Origin of the sequence: Priestia sp. SIMBA_032, from assembly GCF_046535215.1 — a bacterium.
GTDB classification, from domain to species: domain Bacteria; phylum Bacillota; class Bacilli; order Bacillales; family Bacillaceae_H; genus Priestia; species Priestia aryabhattai.
The window spans coordinates 983,302-1,005,482 of sequence record NZ_JAWRXD010000001.1; the positions used below are offsets into that span (position 1 = coordinate 983,302).

The following is a 22,181-nucleotide window of genomic DNA, read 5'->3' on the forward strand; positions in this document are numbered from 1 at the left end:
CGAACGATGAATCGTTCGGATCTTTTTTCAGCTAAATAAAATACTTTTGTCCCGGTATCTTCTTTTTATTTAACTCACTGTATAGCGTGCGATTACTTCTTTAATTGATTCATATACAATTTCAACCATTCTTTTTAATTCTTCGTCCGTCATTGAAAGAATAGGCATCATCGTAATCACAGGACCTAGCTCTCTAATAATTAAACCTTTTTGGCGAGCCGCTAAAATAATATCTCCCATCACTTTTTTATCTTCAAAAATTGATTTTGTTTGACGGTCTTTCACAATCTCGATTCCTGCCATTAAACCTCGTTGTCTAATGTCTCCCACATTAGGCAGCTCATAAAGCTTTAACAGATATCGTTTAAAAACTTTTTCCTTTTCTTTTATACTACGGATTAATTCTCTTTCTTCTATCAGTTCAATATTTTTAAGCGCTACTGCACAGGCTAATTGATTTCCCGTATACGTATGGCCATGAAAGAACGTTTTATTTTCATCCGGATGAGCTAAGAAAGCATTAAATATCTTTTCGCTTGTTAACGTAGCAGCAAGCGGCATATACCCTCCTGTTATCCCTTTTCCTACACACATAATATCCGGTACAACGTCTTCTTGTTCACATGCAAACATCGTTCCTGTTCGTCCAAACCCAACCGCTACTTCGTCACAAATGAGCAATACCCCGTAAGCTTTGCACAGACGCTCTATTTGTTTTAAAAAGCCGGGAGGATGAGTAATAATACCCGCTGCTCCTTGCACAAGCGGTTCAATAATCAAGCCGGCTACTTCTTCTCCGTTGTTTTGCAAGAGCTTCTCTAGCTGTTGAATACAGTAAGCTGAAGCTTGCTCTTCGGTTTCAAACCCGTCCATACGGTAAGTGTAAGGAGAAGATGTGGGAATTCGTTCAAACAGCAATGGCTTAAAGATACGGTGAAATAAATCCATGCCTCCTACACTGACTGCCCCGATTGTATCTCCGTGATATGCCTCATTCAATGAGATAAATTTACTTTTGTTTTTGTACTTTACAGAGTCGAGATTTTGCCAATATTGATAGGCAATTTTCAACGCAATTTCCACAGCGGCGGAGCCTGTATCAGAGTAGAAGACTTTCGATAAGCTGCCAGGAGTAATTTCCGCTAGCTTTTTGGCTAACAAAATGGATGGAACGTTTGCCGATCCAAGCAGCGTAGAATGCGCTAATCTTTCCATTTGTATATGTAAAGCTGTATTTAATTCCGGATCATTATGTCCATGCACGTTCACCCATAGAGAAGCGTATCCATCTAAATATTTGTTTCCCTCTACATCATATAAATAGCTTCCTTCTCCTCTTTCAATAATAAGAGGATTCGATTGACGGTAAGCTTTCATTTGTGTAAACGGATGCCATACATATTCTTTATCCCATTTCTCCAGCTCAGCTTTTTGATACGGCACAGTCAAACACCTCCTGAATATGTTGAATAACACTTTTTTGCCTCATCATTTTCTCAATATATGCATCTAACTCTTCATCGATATGTGTGAATACTGGAACGGTCATTAAAGATGATATTTGAAGCAGCTTTTCAATCGTTCGAACATTGTCGTTATGAATGATACTGCTGTGATTAAAACGATTAAAAATGAGTCCGTTGATTTTAAGGTGATGCTCACTTGCATATGAAAAGGTAGAAAGCGCATCATGAATAGCTCCTAATCCCGTCGTTCCAACAGCAATGACCGGCATTTGTGCATCTATGATCAAATCTTTTGTCATATAAAACGTTGTTTCCTCCTCAATTAAAGGCACGGCAAGACCTCCCGCTCCTTCTACGAGCACTACATCAAATTTCTTCTTTAAGTCATTAATGCGTTTTAAGACGATTGAAGGCTCCACTTGCTTGTTGCTCAGTGCAATAGCCAAATGAGGAGACGTCTCCGGCTTTAACTGATAAATACCCGTATCTGCTACTCCAAGCCTTGTTTCAAACCAGTAAATATCTGGATAACCTCCAATTTCGTCTTGATAGCCGGTTTGAAATGGTTTGCAAATTGTCGTTTTTATTCCTAGACGACCAAGTACTTTATACAAAATACTTGTAACCAGGGTTTTTCCAATATCTGTTCCAGTTCCCGTAATAAAATACGCTTTGCCCATTTTCTTTTCTCTCCTTTTTTTCTATGTCTTCATTACCCCGCTTTAACCCGCTTTGATGACAAACGACTAAATTGAGGCTGCATTCGGTGAATCAGCACTGAACATAAAATACATAACAAAAGATCTCCAGGCATTGGCAAAACAGCTCCAAAAAGAAGTGTATCAGTCAGTGAAAGAGGCTTTTCAATTATCCATTTCATTGCTCCGTAAAGCCAGAGGCAGCCGACTGCATACACAATAGCTAACGTAGATAAATTAGCTGAAAAGATAGAAAAAGGTTTCTTTAAGTCATATTTTTGAATAAGGTAGCCGTTCATAAATGCCCCTGCAGCATAGCCAATTAAATAGCCAAACGTTGGTTTGAAGATATACCCTAAACCTCCTCCTTCTGCAAAAACCGGAACACCCATTAACCCAATACCTATGTAGCATAGCTGACTATACAAAGCTAAACGCGGACCTAACAGCGCACCGGCTAAATAAACAGGAACAATTTGAAGAGTAAACGGTATGTAGGGAATAGGAATTTTTATAAATGCACCGATCGCCGTTAAAGCTGCAAATAAGGAAACATACGCCATTGTTTTCGGTTTCATATTCACCCTCCTTTCTCTTTTCATTGCTTTAAGTTTGCAATAATTTCTTTTTATTTGTCAACTTAATTTTATTTTAAGTTTACAAATAAACAATAAAAAAAGACGCAAAAACCTAGGCTTTTGCGTCTTTTTGATTTTATAAAATTACTTTTTTGTCGTCTTTAAGCTGAACTTCTTGACGGCTGATAGATAAATCCACTTTCTTTTTCACACGTGCATGATAATAAGCATAAAACAGCAGCGCTAGTGGAATACCCACATACAGTGCCATTCGCTGTTCTGCATCAAATGCCATGCTTCCCAATACGATTGTATTTAATACTAATGCGATTAAAGGTAATACCGGGTAAAGAGGGACTTTAAATTTTAAATCCTCGATTTGTCCTCCTTGATTTATATATCTTTTTCTAAATGCAAGCAGTGATGCAGCGATCGTAATCCAGCCGATTTGTGCACCTAAACCCGCTGCAGAAATAAGCCATACAAATACTGTTTCTTGAGCAAAGAATCCTGAAAGTAAAGATAAAAGCGCGATGCCTAATGTTAAAAGCAAGGCATTCATCGGCACACCGCGTTTATTTACTTTCATAAAAGCTGAACTTGCCATGTTATCTTTTGATAATGAATACAGCATACGCGTTGCTGCATAAAGACCAGAGTTAGCAACAGATAGCAGTGCCGTTAGGATAACAAAGTTCATAATATCTGCTGCATATGGAATACCAATTTGGTCAAATACAACAACAAATGGACTTTCCACTACGCCTGCTTTTTCAAGCGGAATCATCCCCGCTAAAACAGCTACAGCTAATACAAAAAATACAAGTGTTCTCCATACCGTTTGTTTAATGGCTCTTGGTACAGTCTTGTCTGGGTTTTCACTTTCCCCAGCTGCTACACCAATAAGCTCCGTACCTTGGAACGAGAAATTAACGGTAATCATCGTAATCAGCACGGCACTAATTCCGTGAGGGAACACGCCGTGAGACGTATAGTTAGAGAAAAGCGGCGCGCTGTCTCCACTGCTTAATGGAAGAAAACCAAACATAGCAGCTCCACCAAGCACGATAAATAAAATAATAGCTAACACTTTAATGCTGGCAAACCAAAACTCCGCTTCACCAAACGCTTTAGCTGACAGTGCATTTAATGAGAATAATAAAAGCGCAAATATAGCACACCAGATCCATACCGGAGAATCAGGGAACCATCTTTGCATAAGCTGACCTGCTGACAAAAATTCTAATGCAACCGTTACAGCCCAGCCCAACCAATATAACCACCCAAAAGCAAAACCAACGCCAGGGCCAATAAATTTTGTTGTATATGTCTGAAACGAACCGGAAACTGGCATTGCTACTGCAAGTTCCCCTAAGCAAAGCATTGTTAAGTACATGATGAAGCCACCTACGATAAACGAAAGGATCGCTCCAATCGCTCCTGCTTGGCTAATCGTGTATCCTGTTCCTAAAAAGAAACCTGTACCGATAACCCCGCCGAGCGAAATCATAAACAAATGTCTGCTTTTCATCGTCTTTTTTAATTCATTTGTTTGCTGTTGTCCTTCTATCATATTAACGACATTTCCTTTCAACCTATTTATTACGAGATATTACCTAGAAAAAAATTAATAAACCTTTGTTTTCTATGCATATTTACTTACATATTTATGCGGTGTTCTCAATTTAAATGAAACAGCCTTTTGTAATCTTAACATAATGCTCACTAGATTTAAAATGTTTTTCTGCAAAAGTAAAATGAATTTTTCTTGAATAGTGTGATTTTCTTTTACTGTTGATATTCATAACCGTTTTTCTTGAAATGAATAGATGATGCAACAAGAAAAAAGCTGTGCTTTCGTCTTCGAAAGCACAGCTTTTTCACTTTTTACCAAACAAACAATCCAACAATCATAGCACTTAATAACGAAACAGCGATACCGCTCACAAGCAGTTTCCATACGTTTTTTCCAATAATTGTTGATTTACCTTCTGATAACGTAGAATTATACGTCCCATAAATCATACCTACCGTACTGAAGTTAGCAAAAGATGTTAAGAATGTGGTAGCAACTGCAATCGTATGCGGTGGAAGTGTATCTAGATTTTTCTTCAAATCCATCATCGCGACGAATTCATTTGTTGCTAGCTTGATACCCATCAGCTGAGCTACGTACATGGCATCATGCCCCGTTAGCCCTAGTAAGAATGCGAATGGACTAAAGATATAAGAGAAAATCTTTTGTACAGTCAAGCCGTCTACAATAACGCCTAAAATGCCGTTAAGCGCAGATGTAAGAGCTACATACCCAATAACCATCGCTAAAATAACAATTACCATGTTCATTCCGACTAACATACTGTTTGAAATGGTAGAGAAAAAGTCTTTTTTCTCCGACTTTGGCGGTACGTAAATCATATCTTCTTCTTTTGTAACATGAACTGGATTCAATAAGCTCACTAAAATAAGCGCGTTTAAACAGTTCAGTGGAATTGCTGTAAACACGTACGTAGCGGGAACCATCGTTAAATAAGCACCGATAATAGATCCGCTAATACTGCTCATACTCATAATTCCAAACGTAAGCAAACGGTTGTCTTTTAACACAGAAAGTTGATTACGAATAACCGCTAATGCTTCCGTATTTCCTAAAAACATCATTTGAATAGCGAAAAAGCTTTCTAATTTAGGCAAGCGAGAAACTTTCGAAATGACCCAGCCTACTTTATCAATAATCCACGTTAAAATACCAAAGTAAGATAAAATATCAAAGAACGTCACGACAAAGATAATAGGCAGTAATGCACTGAAGAAAAAGTCAACCGTCTCATTCCCCATTACGGATGGAAACGCAAAGGCAATTCCATCGTTGGCACAGGAAATCAGCCAAGTAAAGAACGAAGCAATCTTATTAATAATCCATGTTCCGATTGAAGTTCCTAACATAAACCAAGTAATGAGGACTTCAACGACTAACAGTGAAGCAATCGGACGCCACTTTATTTCTTTCTTTTTAGGAGAACATAAGAAGACGACACCCATTACTACAAAAACGCCTAATAAATTTAATAAAAAGTACATGCAAGCCACTCCCAGGTGTGTATTTGAAAACCAAAAAAAGCTCTTACTTTTCATAAATTCTGACAATAACAGAAAGTATGAAAAGTAAGAGCTTTGAAAGAAGGCTGTATCTAGATAATACGCCCTTCTTTTTGCTGCTTATATCCAAACTTTCTTGTAGTCTAGTTTTTTACGGTTACTAGGTAGAGACTATCAGACCATATTACTGATAATATACAAGATCGTAATCTTAGCTGTATTCAATTGATATAAACAAATTCTACCCTTTATTTTTTTAATAATCAACACTTTAAAAGTTTTTCGGAATAATAAAATTGGTATGAAAATTCTATTTATTTATTACTTCTTTTGAACTACTCATCGGAAAATTACACAAAAAAAGTTAATTTAATCATTCTTTTAACTCAATTATTTTCCTATTTTTGAAGCAAAGAAATTGATTCTTTGATGAGTATGTTTAAATATCTACTTCGCTTTTCATTTAACTCCTCACAAAAAATGTTTCATTTTTACGACTTGAGACGTAGAAAAAAATAATCCTGTTGTTCGTTGAAATTAACCATTTTTCAATTTACACTTTATGGTAGAAGAAAACAAATTTAATTATTATGTAGAAAGCGGGTTATAACGTGAAAAAAATATTGGCTTTTATTTTAGTGATAGGTGGTACGGCAGTCCTCTTTTCTACTGCATTTGCGCCTTCCTCTTGGTCGTTAAGTTCATTCAAGACGTCCAAGTCTGAAGCGGCGTTATCAAGTGATATTCAGCATATTCAAATCGACTCTCCAAGCATTAGTACAACTGTTGTTCCGCAAGATCGTCAAGATATAAAAACAAAAGTAGAAGGTAAAGGAAAAGTGGATGTAAAGCAAAATGGAGACACCCTAGTTGTCGCGTATCAAAAAAGTCCCTTTCAATGGCTTTCTATTTTTTCAAACACAAAAGTAACAATCTACATTCCTAAAGATTATCACCATAACCTTGCGCTTAACGTAGGTTCGGGGGACCTTCAAATTGCTACGCATTCTGAACAAGCGCTCCAGCTGAAAGATGTTTCAGTTAAAGTAGGTTCTGGAAATGCAAGCATTTCAAACTTGATGAGCACCTCTCTTCGTACGGATGTTAATTCTGGAGATTTACAGATGAGTAATGTCAAGACCCAAACGGCTAAATTTGCTGTAGGCTCTGGGGAAATTAAAGGAACAAACTATAAAGGAAAACTTCAGGCGCGCATTGGATCTGGTGATCTCTATATGGATTTTAAAAAGCTAGAAGAAGCCGTTTCTGTAGATGTAGGATCTGGAGATGCCGTGTTGGTTCTTCCGAAAAGCGCTGGTTTTAAAGTGAATGGAAAAGTAAGCAGCGGTGAGATTAACAACAATTTTAAGTTAAACAATGCAACGATAACAGAGAATGTATTAAAAGGAAAATATGGAAATGGAAAATACCCTATCGATATAGCTGTTTCAAGCGGAGAATTAACCTTGAAATCAAAATAAAAAGGCTCGGGCAAAAGTATTTTAACCCAATTGCAAAACAAACCATTAATCAACACGTTGATTAATGGTTTGTTTTTTGTTGTGGTGAACATAGTTTTATCTGTTTCATTTTTTCTAGCAGATGATTGAAGGACAAGGCGAAGACTCCTGCGATAAAAGCGGAACAGGTGAGCCCCCGCAGGAGCGCAAGCGACGAGGAGACTCAGCGGCCGCCCGCGGAAAGCGAAGCCTTGCAGGGAAATCAACTGCGGTGTAATAAGCAGTCCAACTCGTGTATCTCATTTGTTCGTCTTTAGATTCGGTTCATTTAATCATATCTCAACCTCTTTATTTATGGTCTCACTGCAATATACCATGCTACTCCTACGATTGATCCTATGAATACAACTCCGTAAATAATAGATAAATTCACTATACTTTTCTTTTTAGATTTCCCGTAATCTTCATCTACTTTCTTTGCAGCACTGATCGTACCTGCAAGGGCAACAACGCCGATAATAATGACAAGAAGCAATGCTAATTTCATTCATTCTCTCCTCCATATTTCGGTGATTGAATAAGACTGAATACCAAGATGTTATTTATTTCATTTTAAGCAGCACAATTTAATCAGAATATGAAACCGTTATATCTTCTCTTTCTATCATAAAGCTAAATTATGTAAAATCAACCATCCAATCGTGCATTATTTTCCTCCACCACTTTACATACATAAAAAATTCCCGAGCTTCACTGCTCAGGAATCTTCACCTAATAGAAATGGCATTTTAATGATTATTAAAACTGAAAGGCATGTTTTCCTACCAGTACATCTGCCATCTTTACAAAGCGCTTGATTTCTAATACGTCATGAACACGAACTATTTGAACGCCTTGTGCAATCCCAGCATATACAGTAGCTGCGGTTCCTTCCATTCTTTCCGTAGGAGGAGCATCGACTATTTGTCCAATAAACCCTTTACGAGAAGTAGCAAGCAGCACCGGATAGCCCATATTCGTCAGCTGATCTAGATGCTGAATTGCTTCTACATTATGGGCAGCCGTTTTTCCAAAGCCAACGCCTGGATCTAAAATAATTTGATCGTCGCGAACTCCTGCAGCTTTTGCAATGGAGATGCTTTCTTTTAAATCACTTATCATATCTGTAATCAGATTTGTATAGTTGGGCTCATGACGGTTATGCATTAAAATAATGGGAACATTATAATCAGCTGCAACTTGAGCCATTTTAGGATCAGCCTTTGCCCCCCATATATCATTAATAATATGTGCTCCTGCTTCTAGCGCATGCTTGGCCACTTCCGATTTGTATGTATCTACGGAAATTGGCACCTCTACACGCTTAGCCACTTCAGAAATAACGGGCACAATCCGTTTAATCTCTTCTTCATCGCTAATTCTTGTATAACCAGGACGAGTTGATTCTCCTCCGATATCAATGATGTCTGCTCCTTGCTTTACCATTTCTTCAGCATGAGCAACTGCTTTATCTACATCGTAGTATTTTCCGCCGTCTGAAAATGAATCTGGGTTTACGTTTAAAATCCCCATAATAAGCGTACGGTCCGCATAATTCAGCTTATACTTTCCGCATTTAATGACGGATTGAGACGTTAAAGTTGACACTATCCTCAGCCCCTTCGTAATTTGCAAATTAATGTATATTTATAAATATCATGTATTTTGAGAATGTCATACCGTTCGTAATTATATCAAAAGTTACCCGTCCTATGTGATTTTTGTTGGAGTTTCTTTCTTCTATAGTGTGAGATAAACATTAAAAGTGAATACACAGATAACATTAAAAATCTCTGTCGAGCTTGCCTTCAAGGTCTTTTTCCCTCTTCTCACATCTTTTGTAAGTCTTTTTATTCAAAAAAAAGGATTCTTACAAAAAGCGTTTAATTTATAGCAATAGTTGGGAATTTATAATTAAACAACTTCCATTTTTATGGAATTCATTTTAAGGAGGATAACTATGACTCAACAACCGTTACAAGTCAAATTAATTCCTTATACAATTGAGTCGATTATCGATTCAACAAACGAAACGCCTAAAGGAGTAAGCTTAATTCAAGCGCCTGCTATTTGGGAACAAAGCAATCAAGGAGAAGGCATTGTAATTGCAGTTATCGACACTGGTGTTGACACAAATCATCCTGACTTAAAAGATTGTATTATCGGAGGAAGAAACTTCACTTCCGATTATGACGGAGATTCTTCTGTATTTGAAGATAATAATGGGCACGGCACTCACGTGTCTGGTACCATTGCTGCTGCGCTCAACAATGAAGGGGTCGTAGGGGTGGCACCCAAAGCAAAAATTCTAAGCTTAAAAGTACTTACCGGTGAAGGTTCAGGAAATTATGAATGGATTATTGACGCTATTAACTACGCCGTCGAATGGCGCGGTCCTAACAATGAGCGAGCACGAGTTATTTCCATGTCACTCGGGGGACCACAAGACGTTCCAGAACTGCACGAAGCTGTTCAAAATGCTGTGAATAAAGATGTTTCTGTCGTTGTTGCGGCTGGAAATGAAGGTGACGACCGCGAAGAAACCTTTGAATATTCATATCCAGGAAGTTACAACGAAGTTATTCAAGTAGGAGCAGTGGACAGCAGCTTAAATCTTGCTCCTTTTACCAATATTAATGAAGAAGTGGATTTAGTGGCACCGGGTGTTAACATCATCTCTACTTTTTTAGAAGGTAAATATGCGACTCTTTCAGGAACTTCAATGGCAACTCCCCACGTCGCCGGAGCTTTAGCTCTATTAATTAACTTATGTGAGAAAGAATTTGGCCGCTCTTTAATTGAAGCTGAAATCTATGCTCAACTTGTAAGAAGGACGCTCCCTCTTGGATACCGGAAAAGCTCTGAAGGAAACGGATTTCTCATGCTCGATTTGGTAGAGAAAATACATGATATTATTAACGTAGCACGTATCAATCCTAGTAAGTAATAAATAAGAAAAACGAGAAATCTTCTTGATTCTCTTTCACTTGAAATAAAGACATGCGAACGCATGTCTTTATTCATATCTTAATGCTTCGATTGGATCTAACTTGGCCGCTTTGTTTGCAGGAAGCATGCCGAATACAATGCCAATCGTCATGGAGAACAACACTCCTCCAAGTACTACTTGCCACGAAATTAATGACGGCCAGCCAGCAAATAACGAAACAAGAGCTGCTCCGCCCGCGCCGAGACCAATTCCAAGCAAGCCACCAATTAATGTGAGGGTAATGGATTCAATCAAAAACTGAGTTAGAATTTGTCTTTTAGATGCTCCCAGTGCTTTACGAATACCAATTTCTCTTGTACGTTCCGTTACAGAAACCAGCATAATGTTCATAACGCCAATCCCGCCAACAAGCAGGGAAATGCCTGCAATCGATCCAATAATCGTTGTCATAATTCGCGTTACATTTCCAATGCTATCTGCTATTTCTTCTAAGTTCTGCACTTGGTAAGCATCTTCCGCATCATGCAAATTATTTAACAAATCCGTTGCGTCATTGCCTACTTTTTTCAGTTGATCAGAGCTTTTTGCTTGAACGCTAAGGTTTGTGTAGTCAAGCTTACCGAAGCTTGATTTATACGTATTATCTGGAATATAAATAGTTGGCATTTCAAATGCTAAAAAGCCCGTTGGCTTTTTTGTCACACCAATAATTTTGATAGGCTGTCCTTGAACCCATACTACTTGTCCAAGGGCTTCCTTTTTATCAAATAGCTCTTTTTTCATATCGCTTGTGATCACACCTACTCGATTACCTGATAAAAAGTCAGAGCTGTCTAACATTCTCCCCTTTGAAACCTCAAGCTGATTAACTTCAATATACCCTTCATTAATTGCATTAACAGTCGTATCTGATTCCTTGTCTCTATATCTTATTCCCATTCCCATTGAACTAGAAGCCACCACATTCTTCACGCCGGGAATAGTCGAAAGAGCTTTAATATCATCCTCTGTAAAAATGGGCTCCCCCATCATTGAAAGGTCATCAGCTTGCATCTCGTCTTCAGGAGGCTGATAGTAGACATCAACTGTATTGCTTGCTCCTGTTATTTCCGACTTAATCATCTGTTCTCCGCCTTGACCAATGGCTACAACGATAATAACAGCCGCTACGCCAATGATAATACCAAGCATCGTCAAAACAGAGCGCATTTTATGAGCAAGAACCGAAGAGAGAGCCATACGAATATTTTCTATTAAACTCATAAGCTATCGTTCTCCTTATCGCTATGACTTAACACTTTACCGTCACGAACGATAACTGTACGCGATGTGTATTCTGCCACTTCAGGTTCATGGGTAATGACTACAACTGTTGTGCCATCTGCATTAAGTTTAGAAAATTGCTCCATAATATCAGCACTTGTTTTTGTATCTAGAGCTCCTGTAGGTTCATCCGCTAAAATAAGCGTCGGATTATTCACAATAGAACGAGCAATAGCAACGCGCTGCTTTTGCCCGCCGGATAGCTCGCTCGGTAAATGTTTCATCCGTTCACTCAGTCCTACTTTTTCAAGCGCAGCTTCTGCTCTAGCTCTTCTTTCCTTACGCGTTACGCCGGCGTATACCATTGGAAGCTCTACGTTTTCTACCGCTGTTAAACGCGGCAACAGCTGAAATTGCTGAAAAACAAAACCGATATGAATATTTCTTACTGTTGCCAGCTGCTCATCACTGTAAGTGGAGATTTCTTGTTCATTTAATAAATAGGAGCCTGAAGAAGCGCGGTCTAAACACCCGATAATGTTCATTAGCGTTGATTTACCGGAGCCTGAAGGACCCATAATTGCAACAAACTCACCGTCATAAATCTTCAAATTAATATCTTTTAAAATCGGCACTTCCTCTTTGCCCAGGTGATAACTTTTATGAATGTTTACAAGCTCAATCATTGAACAGTCACTTCCGCACCGTCAGTTAAGTCCTTTGAAGGATTTGTAATGACTTTGTCTTTAGAAGAAACGCCGCTTTTGATTTCAATAAATTTATTTGTTGTTTCTCCAATCTTTACTTCCTTACGAACCGCCTTTTTATCTTTCACTACGTATACATATTTTTCTCCATCTTCATTTACAACTGCTTTTATCGGCAGTGATGAAGCTTTTTTACTGCTTGTTTCAATCTCGAGCAGCAGCTTAAATCCAGGCTTAATCATCGTGATATCTTGGTCATCTACTTTTACTTCAACCGGATATTGATTAGCCGCATCATTGCCGGCTTCTGCTGATGCCTGCTGCTGAGGTAGATAGTCAATTTGTTTTACGCTCCCTGCCCATTTTTTATCGGGCAAAACATCTGATGTAATTTTGACAGCTTGACCGGTTTTAATTTTTAATGCATCGTACTCAGATAGCACACCAGTAGCTAAGTATTCATCGGTATTACCAATATGTATAAGGGGTTTTTGAACATCACTTGTGTTATTAACCGCTTCCTTATCTACTTCTAGCACCGTCCCATTAATATCGCTCGCTACGTCTAAATTACGTTCTTTTTTAGCAATTGATTTGGCTTCTAGTTTGTTTCGTTCTAAATCAATTTTAGCCGTTTCTAAATCGAGGTTGAGCTGCGTACGCTCTGTGTCGATTTGATCTCTCGCTTCTTGTTTACTCATTTCTTTTTCCAATTCTTTTTGTTTTTTATTTAAATTTGAGATTTGTTTGCTCACGGAGTCAATTTGCAGCTGACTGGATTTTTTTTCTAAAATGTTTTGTTCTTGCTCTAAATCAAGCGCATCGCTTTCGTACGTTACAAGAGAGGTTCCCTGCTGTACACGCGAGCCTTCTGTTACGTGAAATCGTTCAACCTCGCCTTTTTCAGCATCAAAATAGACATATTGCTCATCAGCAAGCTTTAACGTACCCGGAACCATAACTGTATTTCTTAACTTTTTTTCCTTTATATTTGCTACGTGAACATTGACTGCTTTTCCACTTACACTTTGTGCACGATATACGTTAATCCCAATAACTGCAACAATAACAACTGCTACAGCTGTAATAATTATTCCTTTTTTCATTTACAACCCTGCTCCTTTAAGCGCTTCTGAAGCAGCTCCTCCAACTCCTGAAATAGCCGCTCCTAAGATGAATAAAATAATCACTGTAATAATAGAAGCAGCTTTTGATACATTTGCCACTTTTTGTAGTCCTACTGCTGTCAGAATAAGTCCCCAGATAGAAAAGATTTCAATGGAATTAAATACTCCTCCCATAGCACCTTTAGCATCAACCATTCCATTTAACGAAGTCACATTCGCTGAAGTGTGTGCTAGTGCAGCGACTCCTGTATTAATTAGCTGACCGATTACTGTGATGAACGTAACAAACAAATTCAAGCTAAACATTTGGCGGTACGTTGTTTTTCCAGTTCCTAACTTTGCAATTAAAAACAGAATCAAACTTGTGAATGCCAGTGTAGCAACTACTGCAATAACTCCTCCAATCGCTCCGCCAATCATACTAAATGTTGAATTCACTTCAATGCCAGCTTCTTTTTGCTGCTGTAATGCCTCTTGTGCCTGAGGGGTATAGACGGCTAGAATCGTTGTTGCAGCTGTTAAGATGAGGATAAGCAAAAGAGGTCCCCAGATGACCGGATTGCTTTTCATTTTCTCAAACTGTACAACCGGACTCGTAATAAAACCAAAAATAGAAGGCTTTCCTTTCTCTTGGACTTTCGAAGATACATTGACTTCTGTGCTCATAATCAAACTCCTTTTATTTTGTTTCGTTATTAGCTCTTAAGACCCGTCTTTTACTATTTTTTAAAGTTTTCTAGCAAAATCGGCTCTCTAAGAAACTCTCAAACACCTAATATTCTAACATAATTATACAAATTATTTTACATTTTTATTACATTTTATATTTTTTATGGTATTTTTAACAATTAAAGAGATATCTTAATGCTAAATTACAGTATTAATTTTATTTATGTTTTCTAAATATTCTAATTATAATTTGACATCATTCAATAGAATTTGTATATTATGATTAAAGTTTATTATTCCTATGTTTTTTATAAGCTTTATATCTGAGGAGGAGTTTCAATGTCTGCTAAGAAACCATTTCGTCCTGAAACACAAGCCATCCATTCTGGCCAACAGCTTGACCCGGCTACTTTTTCGCGTGCCGTACCTATTTATCAAACAAGCTCATTTGGATTTAAAGATACGGAGCATGCTGCGTCTTTATTTAATTTAAGTGAACAAGGCTATATCTATACTCGAATTGTAAACCCTACTACGGACGTTTTTGAACAAAGAATTGCTGAGTTAGAAGGCGGAGTAGGTGCTCTAGGAGTAGCTTCGGGTCAGTCAGCTACTACCTTTTCTATTCTGAATATCGCTTCCGCAGGAGATGAAATTGTATCAGCAAGCAGTTTATATGGGGGAACATATAACCTCTTTTCGTCTACGCTTCCTAAACTGGGCATTACCGTCAAATTTGTAAACGCCGATAATCCAGAAAATTTTAGAAGTGCAATCACTTCCAAAACAAAGGCAATTTATGCTGAATCCGTTGGAAATCCGCAGGGAAACGTGCTAGACATCGAGGCGGTTGCAGACATTGCCCACGAACATGGAATTCCTCTTATTATTGATAATACGGTTCCAAGCCCTTACCTTCTTCGCCCCATCGATTTCGGAGCAGATATTGTCGTTCATTCTGCTACTAAGTTTCTTGGAGGGCATGGAACAGCAATTGGCGGTGTTATCGTAGACAGTGGAAAATTTGATTGGGAAGCGAGCGGGAAATTCCCAGACTTAACAACTCCAGATCCAAGTTACCATGGCCTCGTATACACAGAAGCTGCCGGTGAAGCTGCTTATATTACAAAAGCGCGAGTTCAGCTTTTACGAGATATTGGAGCTGCTTTAGCACCTTTTAATTCCTTTTTACTCCTTCAAGGCATAGAAACACTCCATTTGCGATTAGAGCGTCACAGCGAAAACGCATTAAAGGTAGCAAAATTTTTAGAGCAGCATGAATTAGTAGAATGGGTAAATTATTCGGGGCTTCCTTCCCACCCTTCCTATTCTTTGGCACAAAAATATTTGCCTAAAGGACAAGGAGCCATTTTAACCTTCGGTGTAAGGGGAGGAAAAAACGCTGCGGCTAAGTTAATTGATTCGGTTCAGTTATTTTCTCATTTAGCCAATATTGGCGACTCTAAATCACTTATTATTCACCCGGCAAGCACCACTCATCAACAGCTATCTGAAGACGAACAAAAAGCTTCGGGTGTGACGCCAGAACTCATTCGTCTATCGGTTGGAACAGAAGCAATCGACGACCTTCTTGAAGATTTAGATTATGCTTTAAAAGCCAGCCAAAAAGTGAATACAACTGTTTAAAAGCTGTGATTTTTCACAGCTTTTTTTATATCACCCAATAACTTTTTATACTTTCGCTTATGCTACAATAAACAAAACGAATGAAAAAGGGGTTACTATGAACACGTTCAATTCAATATCTGCCATTACATTTACAGACGTTCATAAAACATTTAAGGATAAAGAACATAGTGTTTTAAAAGGCATATCGGGTACAGTGATGCAAGGCTCGCTCGTCATGCTGATAGGACCATCAGGATCCGGAAAAAGCACTCTTCTTTCCATGTGCAATTTACTTTCTGCACCTGATGAAGGAAGTATTAAAGTATATGGAAAAGACATTAGCAAATGGAATATTTCTGATTTACGAAAAAAAGTGGGCATCGCTTTTCAATCGGCTCCTGTTATTGATGGAACAGTGCGAGATAATATGATGCTTGTTCAAAAACTGCATGGCAAACAGGATATTATGCCTGAAGAACTCTGTGCCTTAACCGGTCTTTCCCCTGACTTGTTAGAGCAGGATGCAAGAGATTTATCCGGTGGTCAAAGACAAAGGTTATCATTAGCCCGCACGCTGTCGAACGGATCTGACCTTTTACTTTTAGACGAAATCACTTCCGCTTTGGATTCCACTTCTGCTCATGAAATTGAGCAGCTTATTTCTCATTTACATAAAGAACAGAATAAAACGATTATTTGGGTTACCCATAATTTAGATCAAGCGAAACGTTTAGGAGAGGAAGTCTGGCTTTTAATGAACGGAGTGATTGTAGAAAAAGCGAAGACGGAGACTTTCTTTCATGCTCCTGTAAAAGCTGAAACAAAACAATTTATTGAAGGAGCCTTTCTATGAGTTCACTTTCACTGATTTTTACAATCGTTTTTGTTTTTATTGCTCTTTTTTTATCAAAATCTTTTCGTATAGGACTCGAAAAAGATATTATCATTGCCAGTATTCGCGCAGCCGTTCAGCTGTTAGTGATAGGATATGTTTTATCTTTTATTTTTGACGCGAATCACCCTGCTTTTATGATTCTCATTTTATTCGTTATGCTGACGGTCGCTTCCCAAAATGTTGTAAAGAAAAAAAAGCAGGGATTTAAAGCTTTCTTTCGTGTATTTGTCACTCTTTTTATTGTAGAAATCCTGACCCAAAGCGTTATGCTCGGCCTACATATTATCCCTGCTACTCCGCGATATGTCATTCCTGTCAGCGGTATGATTATTGGAAATTCGATGATTTTGGCCAATTTATTTTTAAATCGATTAGACGCTGAAGTAAGTAGAAGGCGAGACGAAATTCAATTGATTCTGGCACTTGGCGGCACTCCTAAACAAGCTATTCATAGTATTTTAAATGCCGCAATTAAAGCTAGCATGATTCCTACGGTAGAAAGCCAAAAAACAATTGGACTCGTTCAGCTTCCCGGCATGATGACAGGTCAGATTATTGGAGGGGCAGATCCGATACAAGCAGTCAAATTCCAGCTGCTCATCGTTTTTACTATTCTAGCGTCTGCTACGCTTTCCTGCGTCATCTTAAGCCGCTTAACATATCCTACCCTTTTTAATAGCTATCAGCAGCTTATCCGTGAACATACATAAAAAAGAAGAAAGGAGACTCCTTTCTTCTTTTTATTGAGCAGCTTTTTTTAATCTTGTTCCTATGTCACTTCCAAAGGTCACTCCTAAATCACCGAGCCATCTTCTATAGGCAATACTCAGTCGGTCCGGATTCAAATGAAGCTCTGCTTGTAAGTCAAGCGGCAGCTCTTCCGGTTTTTGACTTTCTACAATGCTCGTATCTTGTTCAATAATAAGCTGCTGAAAATCACGGAAATATTGATCAGGTGCATCAAATGAATAGTTTCTAGAAACCAATGCAAAGACGGTCGACTTTCTTTCCTCTTCAGGTAAAACGGCAAACAGCATCGAAAAGATTTCACCCGTTTCGTAGTTCACTTTTTTCAACCTCGCAACGGTAGGACGAAGAATTTCAAAAGTATAATAAATAGTCGCAAAGTTACCCGTACCATCTGCATCTGCGTACACAGCGATTTCATCAGAAACGTACCGGTTATCTTTCCAATATACTTTATAATCAGGAATTTCCGCGTAGTCCGAGTGTCCAAGGCTTCCTTCGTGAACAAAAGCCAAATGGCTTACATCTAAAAAGTTTTCTACGACACGAGGAGCTGCTGCCTTCAGAGTATGAGGGTTGGCGCAAACCGTTTTAAATCCAGGGGTAAGGTATTCGTCATACTGAGGAAGAGGAATATCATTTGCCTCGCTGTTCATCCTCACCCATATAATCCCGTACTTTTCAACGCAATCATATACCTGTGCTTTTGCTTTTGAAGGAATAGCTCTTCCCGGCGGCTGTTGAGGAATTTTCACACAAGCCCCGGCATCATCGTATTTCCATCCGTGATAAGGGCACACAATGCAATCATCTACTACTTTTCCAAGAGATAACGCTGCACCGCGATGGATGCACAAATCTTTAAATGCTTTAATAGCATTAGTTGTGCGAAAAAGCGCAACTCGCTCTTCTAAAATCGTTACTTGCAAGGGCTGATCTGTTAAATCATGTGAATAAGCTGCAGGCAGCCATTCCTTAGCCAATACTAAATCTTTAATCATCTGCATCGCCTCCGTACGGTAAGTGAATTTATTTCTTGTTTATAAAAAAAACCGCAGAAATAGAAGGAGTTCTTCTAATTCCGCAGCTTTTTCGTTCCGTAAAACAGACTATAAGCGCGCGAAGATTCTACATGATTGCAGATAGAGCGACCTTAGCACTTCATCTACAATGACAATACGCATTCATCGCTATTTTTTTAATCTCAATACTAACCCTTACATATTGAATAAAGAGCGGCCAGCCGCTAAAAGCTTTTCTGTCCACTGATTTCTCTTATTTTCACTTTATCAATTTCCCACTGAAAAATCTCTTGCTTTGTAAGCATCTCTAACATAATTTTTTCGGTTAAACGAATAAAAGCTGCGGTTTTTAAAACCGCAGCTTTCTTTATCATGAGCTCATATAACTGGCTGTATATTTTTTCGTCTGTTTTTGTATTTCTTGATTTAAATGTTTGAAAAATGAGAGCGTTTCTTCATAATCTGTCGCTTTTTCATGAAACTTCAATGTAAGACTTTCTTCAAACAACGTTTCTCCTTGATGACCGACCGCTTTCAGCTGAACGTCCGTAACAATACCTTGGGAAATCGAACATAATAAATAATTAAAGGAATGAACTGGAACGATATGCATCAGATGGAAATCATCGATAGTTCTATCACTTTTTGTTTTCTTAAATTCCACAGTGAGTTCTTCAGGATGAATAAACACATTTATATGCTGTTTGGACAAACAAGTAGGATTCATTTTCTGTGTATACTCACAAAATTCCAGTCCAATAAATACAGAATTCTCGGAGTCAGCTTCAATGAAGATTTGCGAATTTTTTACCATTATCCTCGTCCTCCATATTCAATCTAGTTACCCCACCACTAGCACTCGTTTGTAGAATATTACCAGTTCTTTTCTATTTTATCACTGATTTTTCTCAGTGCCTATTTAACAGACGGAAGTTCTCTTTAAAAGAGAGGAAACTGACAGGCAGTTCTTTATGTGAGAAGAATGAACAAAAGACACCTCTTTTGTTTTCTTGAGGTGTCTTTTGATATCCATCAGCCTGTGTTACGCAACCCTGCTGCAATACCGTTAATCGTTAATAATGCTTCTTTTAAAAGTTCTTCATCTAACGTTTCAGCCTCATCTTCACGCAGCTTGGAAATAACCTTAACTTGCAAGAAGGTTAGAGGGTCCACATACGGATTTCGTAATTTAATAGATTCTTTAATTGTAGGAAGATGATCCATTAATTCTTTTTGCCCCGTGATTTGAAGAATCATTTCTTTCGTAACGTTATACTCTTTTTTAATAGCGGTAAAAATCCGCTCTGAAATAACCGGGTCTTGTACCATTTCTGTGTATTCTTTTGCTGCCATTAAATCTGCTTTTGTTAAGGCCATTTGCAGGTTATCGACGGTCGAGCGAAAAAACGGCCATTCTTTATACATTTGCTGAAGAAGCTGTATATCTCCGGATTTCTCTACTAAATGCTGTAAGCCCGTACCTGCAGCGTACCAGGCTGGAAGCAGCTGTCTGCTTTGCGTCCATGCAAATACCCACGGAATTGCTCGCAAGTCTTCAAAGCGATCACTTCCTTTTCGACTCATTGGACGTGACCCAATATTTAAAGCCCCGAGCTCAGGAAGAGGTGTAGCTTGTTTAAAGTAGGTTAAAAAGTCTGGATCTTTGAAAACAAGCTCTTGATACTTACGTAACGAAGCAGTTGAAATCTCGTCCATTGTTTCTTCCCATTCATGTGTACGAATATCGCATTGTTCAGCTTCTTGAGAAACATTTGCTGCCGCAGTAAGAAGAGCTGAGACCGCTTGCTCAAGGCTTCGGTAAGCAATGTCATATAAAGAGTATCTAGAAGAAAGAACTTCTCCTTGCTCTGTAATTTTAACACCGTCTCCTAGCGTCTCAACAGGCTGAGATAAAATACTTCGGTTTAACGGGCCTCCTCCTCGGCCTAGTGAGCCGCCTCGGCCATGGAAAAACTTCAGACGAACTTGATACTTCCTCGCCATATCGTGAATTTCCTGCTGCGCTTTGTAAAGCTTCCAATTAGCGGTAAGCGTTCCTCCATCTTTGCTTCCATCTGAGTAGCCAAGCATGATTTCCTGCAAATCCTGCTGTTTTCTTAAGTGCTCTCGATAAAAATCTAATTGAAATAGCTGTTCCATAATCTTAGGACCTGCTGTGAGATCATCGATTGTTTCAAGCAGCGGAGCTATATTTAATTTGCTTTCAATGCGGCCATCTGCATGAAGACGATAAATACCCGCTTCTTTGGCAAGTACCATGACTTCTAACAAATCACTTGCAGACTGCGTCATACTGATTAAGTAGACTTCAATGGATCTTTCTCCAAATTCTTTATGTGCTCGATGTATCATGTTAAATACTTCAATTACTTGCTGCGTTTCTTTAGAGTAATTCTCTACAAACGATAGCACAGGTCTTGGGTCTTGAAGAACTTTCCCTAGCAGCTCAACTTTTTTCTCTTCTGTTAACGCTGAATAATCTTCAGCTAAAGAAACAGCATGGAAAATTTCTTTGATTGCCGCTTCATGTTCTCCGCTGTGATTACGGATATCAAGCGTTGCTAAATGAAATCCAAACAGCTCAACTTGGCGAATTAATTTACACAAGCTTTTCAGCTGATAATCTTGAGGCTGGTGCTTTTGCAAGCTATCTTTGATGAGAAACAAATCTTGTAAAAGTTCTTCCGACCTTTGATAACCTGCTTCCGACTCTCCAACTAAATTTAATTTATGAAGCATAATCGTAAGCTTGCAGCGATATACTTCGTGTTTGATTCTCCATCGCTTTTTTTCAGGCAACAGCGATATTTCTTGATTAATAGAATTAAGAAGATTATCTGAAACTGCGACTCTTTTTGTAGACTGACTTAACCTTTGTCTCAATTGAGTAAGCGACTCTTTATATTTACGAATAGCTAACTTCCTTTGTTTGACAAGCGTTTGCCACGTTACTTTAGGAGTTACGTTTGGATTTCCATCTCGGTCTCCGCCAATCCATGAACCAAATCGAAGAATATTAGGCACTTTCCAATTTTCTTCGGGGTAATTCTCCTGCAATGAATTCTCCAATTCCTGATGAAGTTGAGGAAGCACTTCAAATAACGTTTCATCAAAATAATATAATCCATTGGATACTTCATCCATTACGGTTGGCTTGCGATCTCGCAGTTCATTTGTTTGCCATAAAATTAATACTTCGCTAAACAGTCTTTCTTCAATTTCTTTACGCTCACGTTTTGTTAACGTTGGATTATCCAAGTTTTTCAGAAGCTCAGCCATTCGTTTATGAATATCAAGGACACTTCGTCTAGTGGCTTCTGTTGGATGTGCCGTGATGATAAGCTCAAGTGATAAAGTTTGAAGCAAATTAGCAATTACATCTGGCGCCACGCCATTATTTTTAAGCGAAACAACGGCGCTTTCCAATGAGCCCGGCTGCATAATAGAATCTTCTTGCTGCTGATATTCCCGTCTGCGCCGAATTCGATGATTTTGCTCTGCAATATTAACTAAATGAAAATAAACTGCAAACGCCCGAATAACCTGCTCGCGCATCGGCTGTTCAAGAGTAACGATTTCATTTTTTATTTCTTTATAGATGGCTTCATCTTTGTTTTCTCTAAGTGATTTTGCCACTTCGCGTATTTTTTCTACTTTGTTGAGCAGTTCTTCTCCACCTTGGTGAACCAGAACTTTCCCTAACAATTGACCGAGAAATTTTACATCACGGCGCAGGGCAGTGCTGCTGTTTTGTCTTTCTGCTGCTTCTACTGTTATCATTAGACACGACACCTTTCTTTATAAATGTTTT

At 38.5% G+C, this 22,181-nt stretch carries 21 protein-coding genes and 1 riboswitch; of the genes, 6 read left to right on the forward strand and 15 right to left on the reverse strand.

Annotated features, from left to right (window positions below; all coding sequences use genetic code 11):
* Positions 1–69: 69 nt before the first annotated feature.
* The 5 genes from bioA to SB717_RS04930 all read right to left on the reverse strand — a co-directional run bounded on the left by bioA (position 70) and on the right by SB717_RS04930 (position 5,823).
* Positions 70–1,443, reverse strand: a complete 1,374-nt coding sequence (bioA, locus tag SB717_RS04910) for an adenosylmethionine--8-amino-7-oxononanoate transaminase (protein WP_410903361.1) — start codon at positions 1,441–1,443, stop codon at positions 70–72.
* A complete protein-coding gene (gene bioD, locus SB717_RS04915) occupies positions 1,424–2,146 on the reverse strand; it encodes a dethiobiotin synthase (RefSeq protein ID WP_410903362.1) in 723 nt (240 codons plus the stop codon). Before bioD ends, bioA begins: the two co-directional genes overlap by 20 nt.
* Before the next feature lie 32 nt (positions 2,147–2,178).
* Positions 2,179–2,742: a biotin transporter BioY gene (locus SB717_RS04920; protein WP_410903363.1), complete on the reverse strand. Its 564-nt coding sequence runs from the start codon at positions 2,740–2,742 to the stop codon at positions 2,179–2,181.
* A 136-nt stretch (positions 2,743–2,878) separates the two neighbouring features.
* Positions 2,879–4,315 (reverse strand): amino acid permease, encoded by a 1,437-nt coding sequence (locus SB717_RS04925; protein ID WP_410903364.1) that lies wholly within the window; start codon positions 4,313–4,315, stop codon positions 2,879–2,881.
* Between the two features lie 314 nt (positions 4,316–4,629).
* A complete protein-coding gene (locus SB717_RS04930) occupies positions 4,630–5,823 on the reverse strand; it encodes a NupC/NupG family nucleoside CNT transporter (RefSeq protein ID WP_013055534.1) in 1,194 nt (397 codons plus the stop codon).
* A 137-nt stretch (positions 5,824–5,960) separates the two neighbouring features.
* Positions 5,961–6,062: riboswitch (purine riboswitch) on the reverse strand.
* Between the two features lie 390 nt (positions 6,063–6,452).
* On the opposite strand from SB717_RS04930, the gene liaG reads away from it, so the two are divergent.
* A complete protein-coding gene (gene liaG, locus SB717_RS04935; RefSeq protein ID WP_074679090.1) occupies positions 6,453–7,322 on the forward strand; it encodes a LiaG family protein in 870 nt (289 codons plus the stop codon).
* A gap of 121 nt (positions 7,323–7,443) precedes the next feature.
* The gene (locus tag SB717_RS04940) at positions 7,444–7,578 is read left to right on the forward strand and encodes a hypothetical protein (RefSeq protein ID WP_410903365.1); all 135 of its coding nucleotides are present in this window, start codon (positions 7,444–7,446) and stop codon (positions 7,576–7,578) included.
* Between the two features lie 75 nt (positions 7,579–7,653).
* On the opposite strand, the gene SB717_RS04945 is transcribed toward SB717_RS04940, so the two are convergent.
* Entirely contained in the window at positions 7,654–7,848 is a 195-nt protein-coding gene (locus tag SB717_RS04945; RefSeq protein WP_075421262.1) for a hypothetical protein, read from the reverse strand.
* A 251-nt stretch (positions 7,849–8,099) separates the two neighbouring features.
* Positions 8,100–8,948 carry a dihydropteroate synthase gene (gene folP, locus SB717_RS04950; RefSeq protein ID WP_081350930.1) on the reverse strand — a complete coding sequence of 283 codons (849 nt, stop codon included), beginning with the start codon at positions 8,946–8,948 and terminating at the stop codon, positions 8,100–8,102.
* A gap of 352 nt (positions 8,949–9,300) precedes the next feature.
* Here folP and SB717_RS04955 point away from each other — a divergent pair, with 352 nt between their 5' ends.
* Positions 9,301–10,287 (forward strand): S8 family peptidase, encoded by a 987-nt coding sequence (locus SB717_RS04955; protein WP_098620742.1) that lies wholly within the window; start codon positions 9,301–9,303, stop codon positions 10,285–10,287.
* 69 nt (positions 10,288–10,356) lie between these two features.
* On the opposite strand, the gene SB717_RS04960 is transcribed toward SB717_RS04955, so the two are convergent.
* The 4 genes from SB717_RS04960 to yknW are packed head-to-tail and all read right to left on the reverse strand — an operon-like array spanning position 10,357 to position 14,053.
* Entirely contained in the window at positions 10,357–11,553 is a 1,197-nt protein-coding gene (locus SB717_RS04960; protein WP_074679096.1) for an ABC transporter permease, read from the reverse strand.
* Positions 11,550–12,239, reverse strand: a complete 690-nt coding sequence (locus SB717_RS04965; RefSeq protein ID WP_098620744.1) for an ABC transporter ATP-binding protein — start codon at positions 12,237–12,239, stop codon at positions 11,550–11,552. Before SB717_RS04965 ends, SB717_RS04960 begins: the two co-directional genes overlap by 4 nt.
* Positions 12,236–13,366 carry an efflux RND transporter periplasmic adaptor subunit gene (locus SB717_RS04970; RefSeq protein ID WP_410903366.1) on the reverse strand — a complete coding sequence of 377 codons (1,131 nt, stop codon included), beginning with the start codon at positions 13,364–13,366 and terminating at the stop codon, positions 12,236–12,238. Before SB717_RS04970 ends, SB717_RS04965 begins: the two co-directional genes overlap by 4 nt.
* The gene (yknW, locus tag SB717_RS04975; protein WP_098620746.1) at positions 13,367–14,053 is read right to left on the reverse strand and encodes a YknW family membrane protein; all 687 of its coding nucleotides are present in this window, start codon (positions 14,051–14,053) and stop codon (positions 13,367–13,369) included. It lies immediately after the preceding gene.
* A 342-nt stretch (positions 14,054–14,395) separates the two neighbouring features.
* On the opposite strand from yknW, the gene SB717_RS04980 reads away from it, so the two are divergent.
* The 3 genes from SB717_RS04980 to SB717_RS04990 all read left to right on the forward strand — a co-directional run bounded on the left by SB717_RS04980 (position 14,396) and on the right by SB717_RS04990 (position 17,290).
* The gene (locus SB717_RS04980) at positions 14,396–15,703 is read left to right on the forward strand and encodes a homocysteine synthase (protein ID WP_074679102.1); all 1,308 of its coding nucleotides are present in this window, start codon (positions 14,396–14,398) and stop codon (positions 15,701–15,703) included.
* Between the two features lie 97 nt (positions 15,704–15,800).
* Positions 15,801–16,538 carry an ABC transporter ATP-binding protein gene (locus SB717_RS04985; protein ID WP_074679104.1) on the forward strand — a complete coding sequence of 246 codons (738 nt, stop codon included), beginning with the start codon at positions 15,801–15,803 and terminating at the stop codon, positions 16,536–16,538.
* A complete protein-coding gene (locus SB717_RS04990) occupies positions 16,535–17,290 on the forward strand; it encodes an ABC transporter permease (protein WP_074679106.1) in 756 nt (251 codons plus the stop codon). The genes SB717_RS04985 and SB717_RS04990 overlap by 4 nt, the downstream gene beginning before the upstream one ends.
* A 30-nt stretch (positions 17,291–17,320) precedes the next feature.
* On the opposite strand, the gene SB717_RS04995 is transcribed toward SB717_RS04990, so the two are convergent.
* The 4 genes from SB717_RS04995 to ppc form a co-directional block, all read right to left on the reverse strand.
* Positions 17,321–18,328, reverse strand: coding sequence for an aromatic ring-hydroxylating dioxygenase subunit alpha (locus SB717_RS04995; RefSeq protein WP_410903367.1), 1,008 nt, complete (start codon positions 18,326–18,328; stop codon positions 17,321–17,323).
* Positions 18,329–18,573: 245 nt separating this feature from the next.
* Positions 18,574–18,723, reverse strand: a complete 150-nt coding sequence (locus tag SB717_RS05000; RefSeq protein WP_235915169.1) for a hypothetical protein — start codon at positions 18,721–18,723, stop codon at positions 18,574–18,576.
* A complete protein-coding gene (locus SB717_RS05005; RefSeq protein ID WP_410903368.1) occupies positions 18,720–19,163 on the reverse strand; it encodes a hypothetical protein in 444 nt (147 codons plus the stop codon). The genes SB717_RS05000 and SB717_RS05005 overlap by 4 nt, the downstream gene beginning before the upstream one ends.
* A gap of 218 nt (positions 19,164–19,381) precedes the next feature.
* Positions 19,382–22,150 (reverse strand): phosphoenolpyruvate carboxylase, encoded by a 2,769-nt coding sequence (gene ppc, locus SB717_RS05010; protein WP_410903369.1) that lies wholly within the window; start codon positions 22,148–22,150, stop codon positions 19,382–19,384.
* Positions 22,151–22,181: the final 31 nt, after the last annotated feature.

Excerpts from the sequence above, each read along its gene's own strand:
- SB717_RS04925 (WP_410903364.1), bottom strand. The coding sequence starts at position 4,315 with ATGATAGAAGGACAACAGCAAACAAATGAATTAAAAAAGACGATGAAA.
- ppc (WP_410903369.1), bottom strand. The coding sequence starts at position 22,150 with ATGATAACAGTAGAAGCAGCAGAAAGACAAAACAGCAGCACTGCCCTG.
- SB717_RS04940 (WP_410903365.1), top strand. The coding sequence starts at position 7,444 with ATGATTGAAGGACAAGGCGAAGACTCCTGCGATAAAAGCGGAACAGGT.
- yknW (WP_098620746.1), bottom strand. The coding sequence starts at position 14,053 with ATGAGCACAGAAGTCAATGTATCTTCGAAAGTCCAAGAGAAAGGAAAG.
- SB717_RS04985 (WP_074679104.1), top strand. The coding sequence starts at position 15,801 with ATGAACACGTTCAATTCAATATCTGCCATTACATTTACAGACGTTCAT.
- SB717_RS04970 (WP_410903366.1), bottom strand. The coding sequence starts at position 13,366 with ATGAAAAAAGGAATAATTATTACAGCTGTAGCAGTTGTTATTGTTGCA.
- bioD (WP_410903362.1), bottom strand. The coding sequence starts at position 2,146 with ATGGGCAAAGCGTATTTTATTACGGGAACTGGAACAGATATTGGAAAA.
- SB717_RS04955 (WP_098620742.1), top strand. The coding sequence starts at position 9,301 with ATGACTCAACAACCGTTACAAGTCAAATTAATTCCTTATACAATTGAG.
- SB717_RS04945 (WP_075421262.1), bottom strand. The coding sequence starts at position 7,848 with ATGAAATTAGCATTGCTTCTTGTCATTATTATCGGCGTTGTTGCCCTT.
- SB717_RS04960 (WP_074679096.1), bottom strand. The coding sequence starts at position 11,553 with ATGAGTTTAATAGAAAATATTCGTATGGCTCTCTCTTCGGTTCTTGCT.
- SB717_RS04990 (WP_074679106.1), top strand. The coding sequence starts at position 16,535 with ATGAGTTCACTTTCACTGATTTTTACAATCGTTTTTGTTTTTATTGCT.
- SB717_RS04965 (WP_098620744.1), bottom strand. The coding sequence starts at position 12,239 with ATGATTGAGCTTGTAAACATTCATAAAAGTTATCACCTGGGCAAAGAG.
- SB717_RS05005 (WP_410903368.1), bottom strand. The coding sequence starts at position 19,163 with ATGGTAAAAAATTCGCAAATCTTCATTGAAGCTGACTCCGAGAATTCT.
- SB717_RS04920 (WP_410903363.1), bottom strand. The coding sequence starts at position 2,742 with ATGAAACCGAAAACAATGGCGTATGTTTCCTTATTTGCAGCTTTAACG.
- SB717_RS04980 (WP_074679102.1), top strand. The coding sequence starts at position 14,396 with ATGTCTGCTAAGAAACCATTTCGTCCTGAAACACAAGCCATCCATTCT.
- SB717_RS04995 (WP_410903367.1), bottom strand. The coding sequence starts at position 18,328 with ATGATTAAAGATTTAGTATTGGCTAAGGAATGGCTGCCTGCAGCTTAT.
- SB717_RS05000 (WP_235915169.1), bottom strand. The coding sequence starts at position 18,723 with ATGATAAAGAAAGCTGCGGTTTTAAAAACCGCAGCTTTTATTCGTTTA.
- SB717_RS04930 (WP_013055534.1), bottom strand. The coding sequence starts at position 5,823 with ATGTACTTTTTATTAAATTTATTAGGCGTTTTTGTAGTAATGGGTGTC.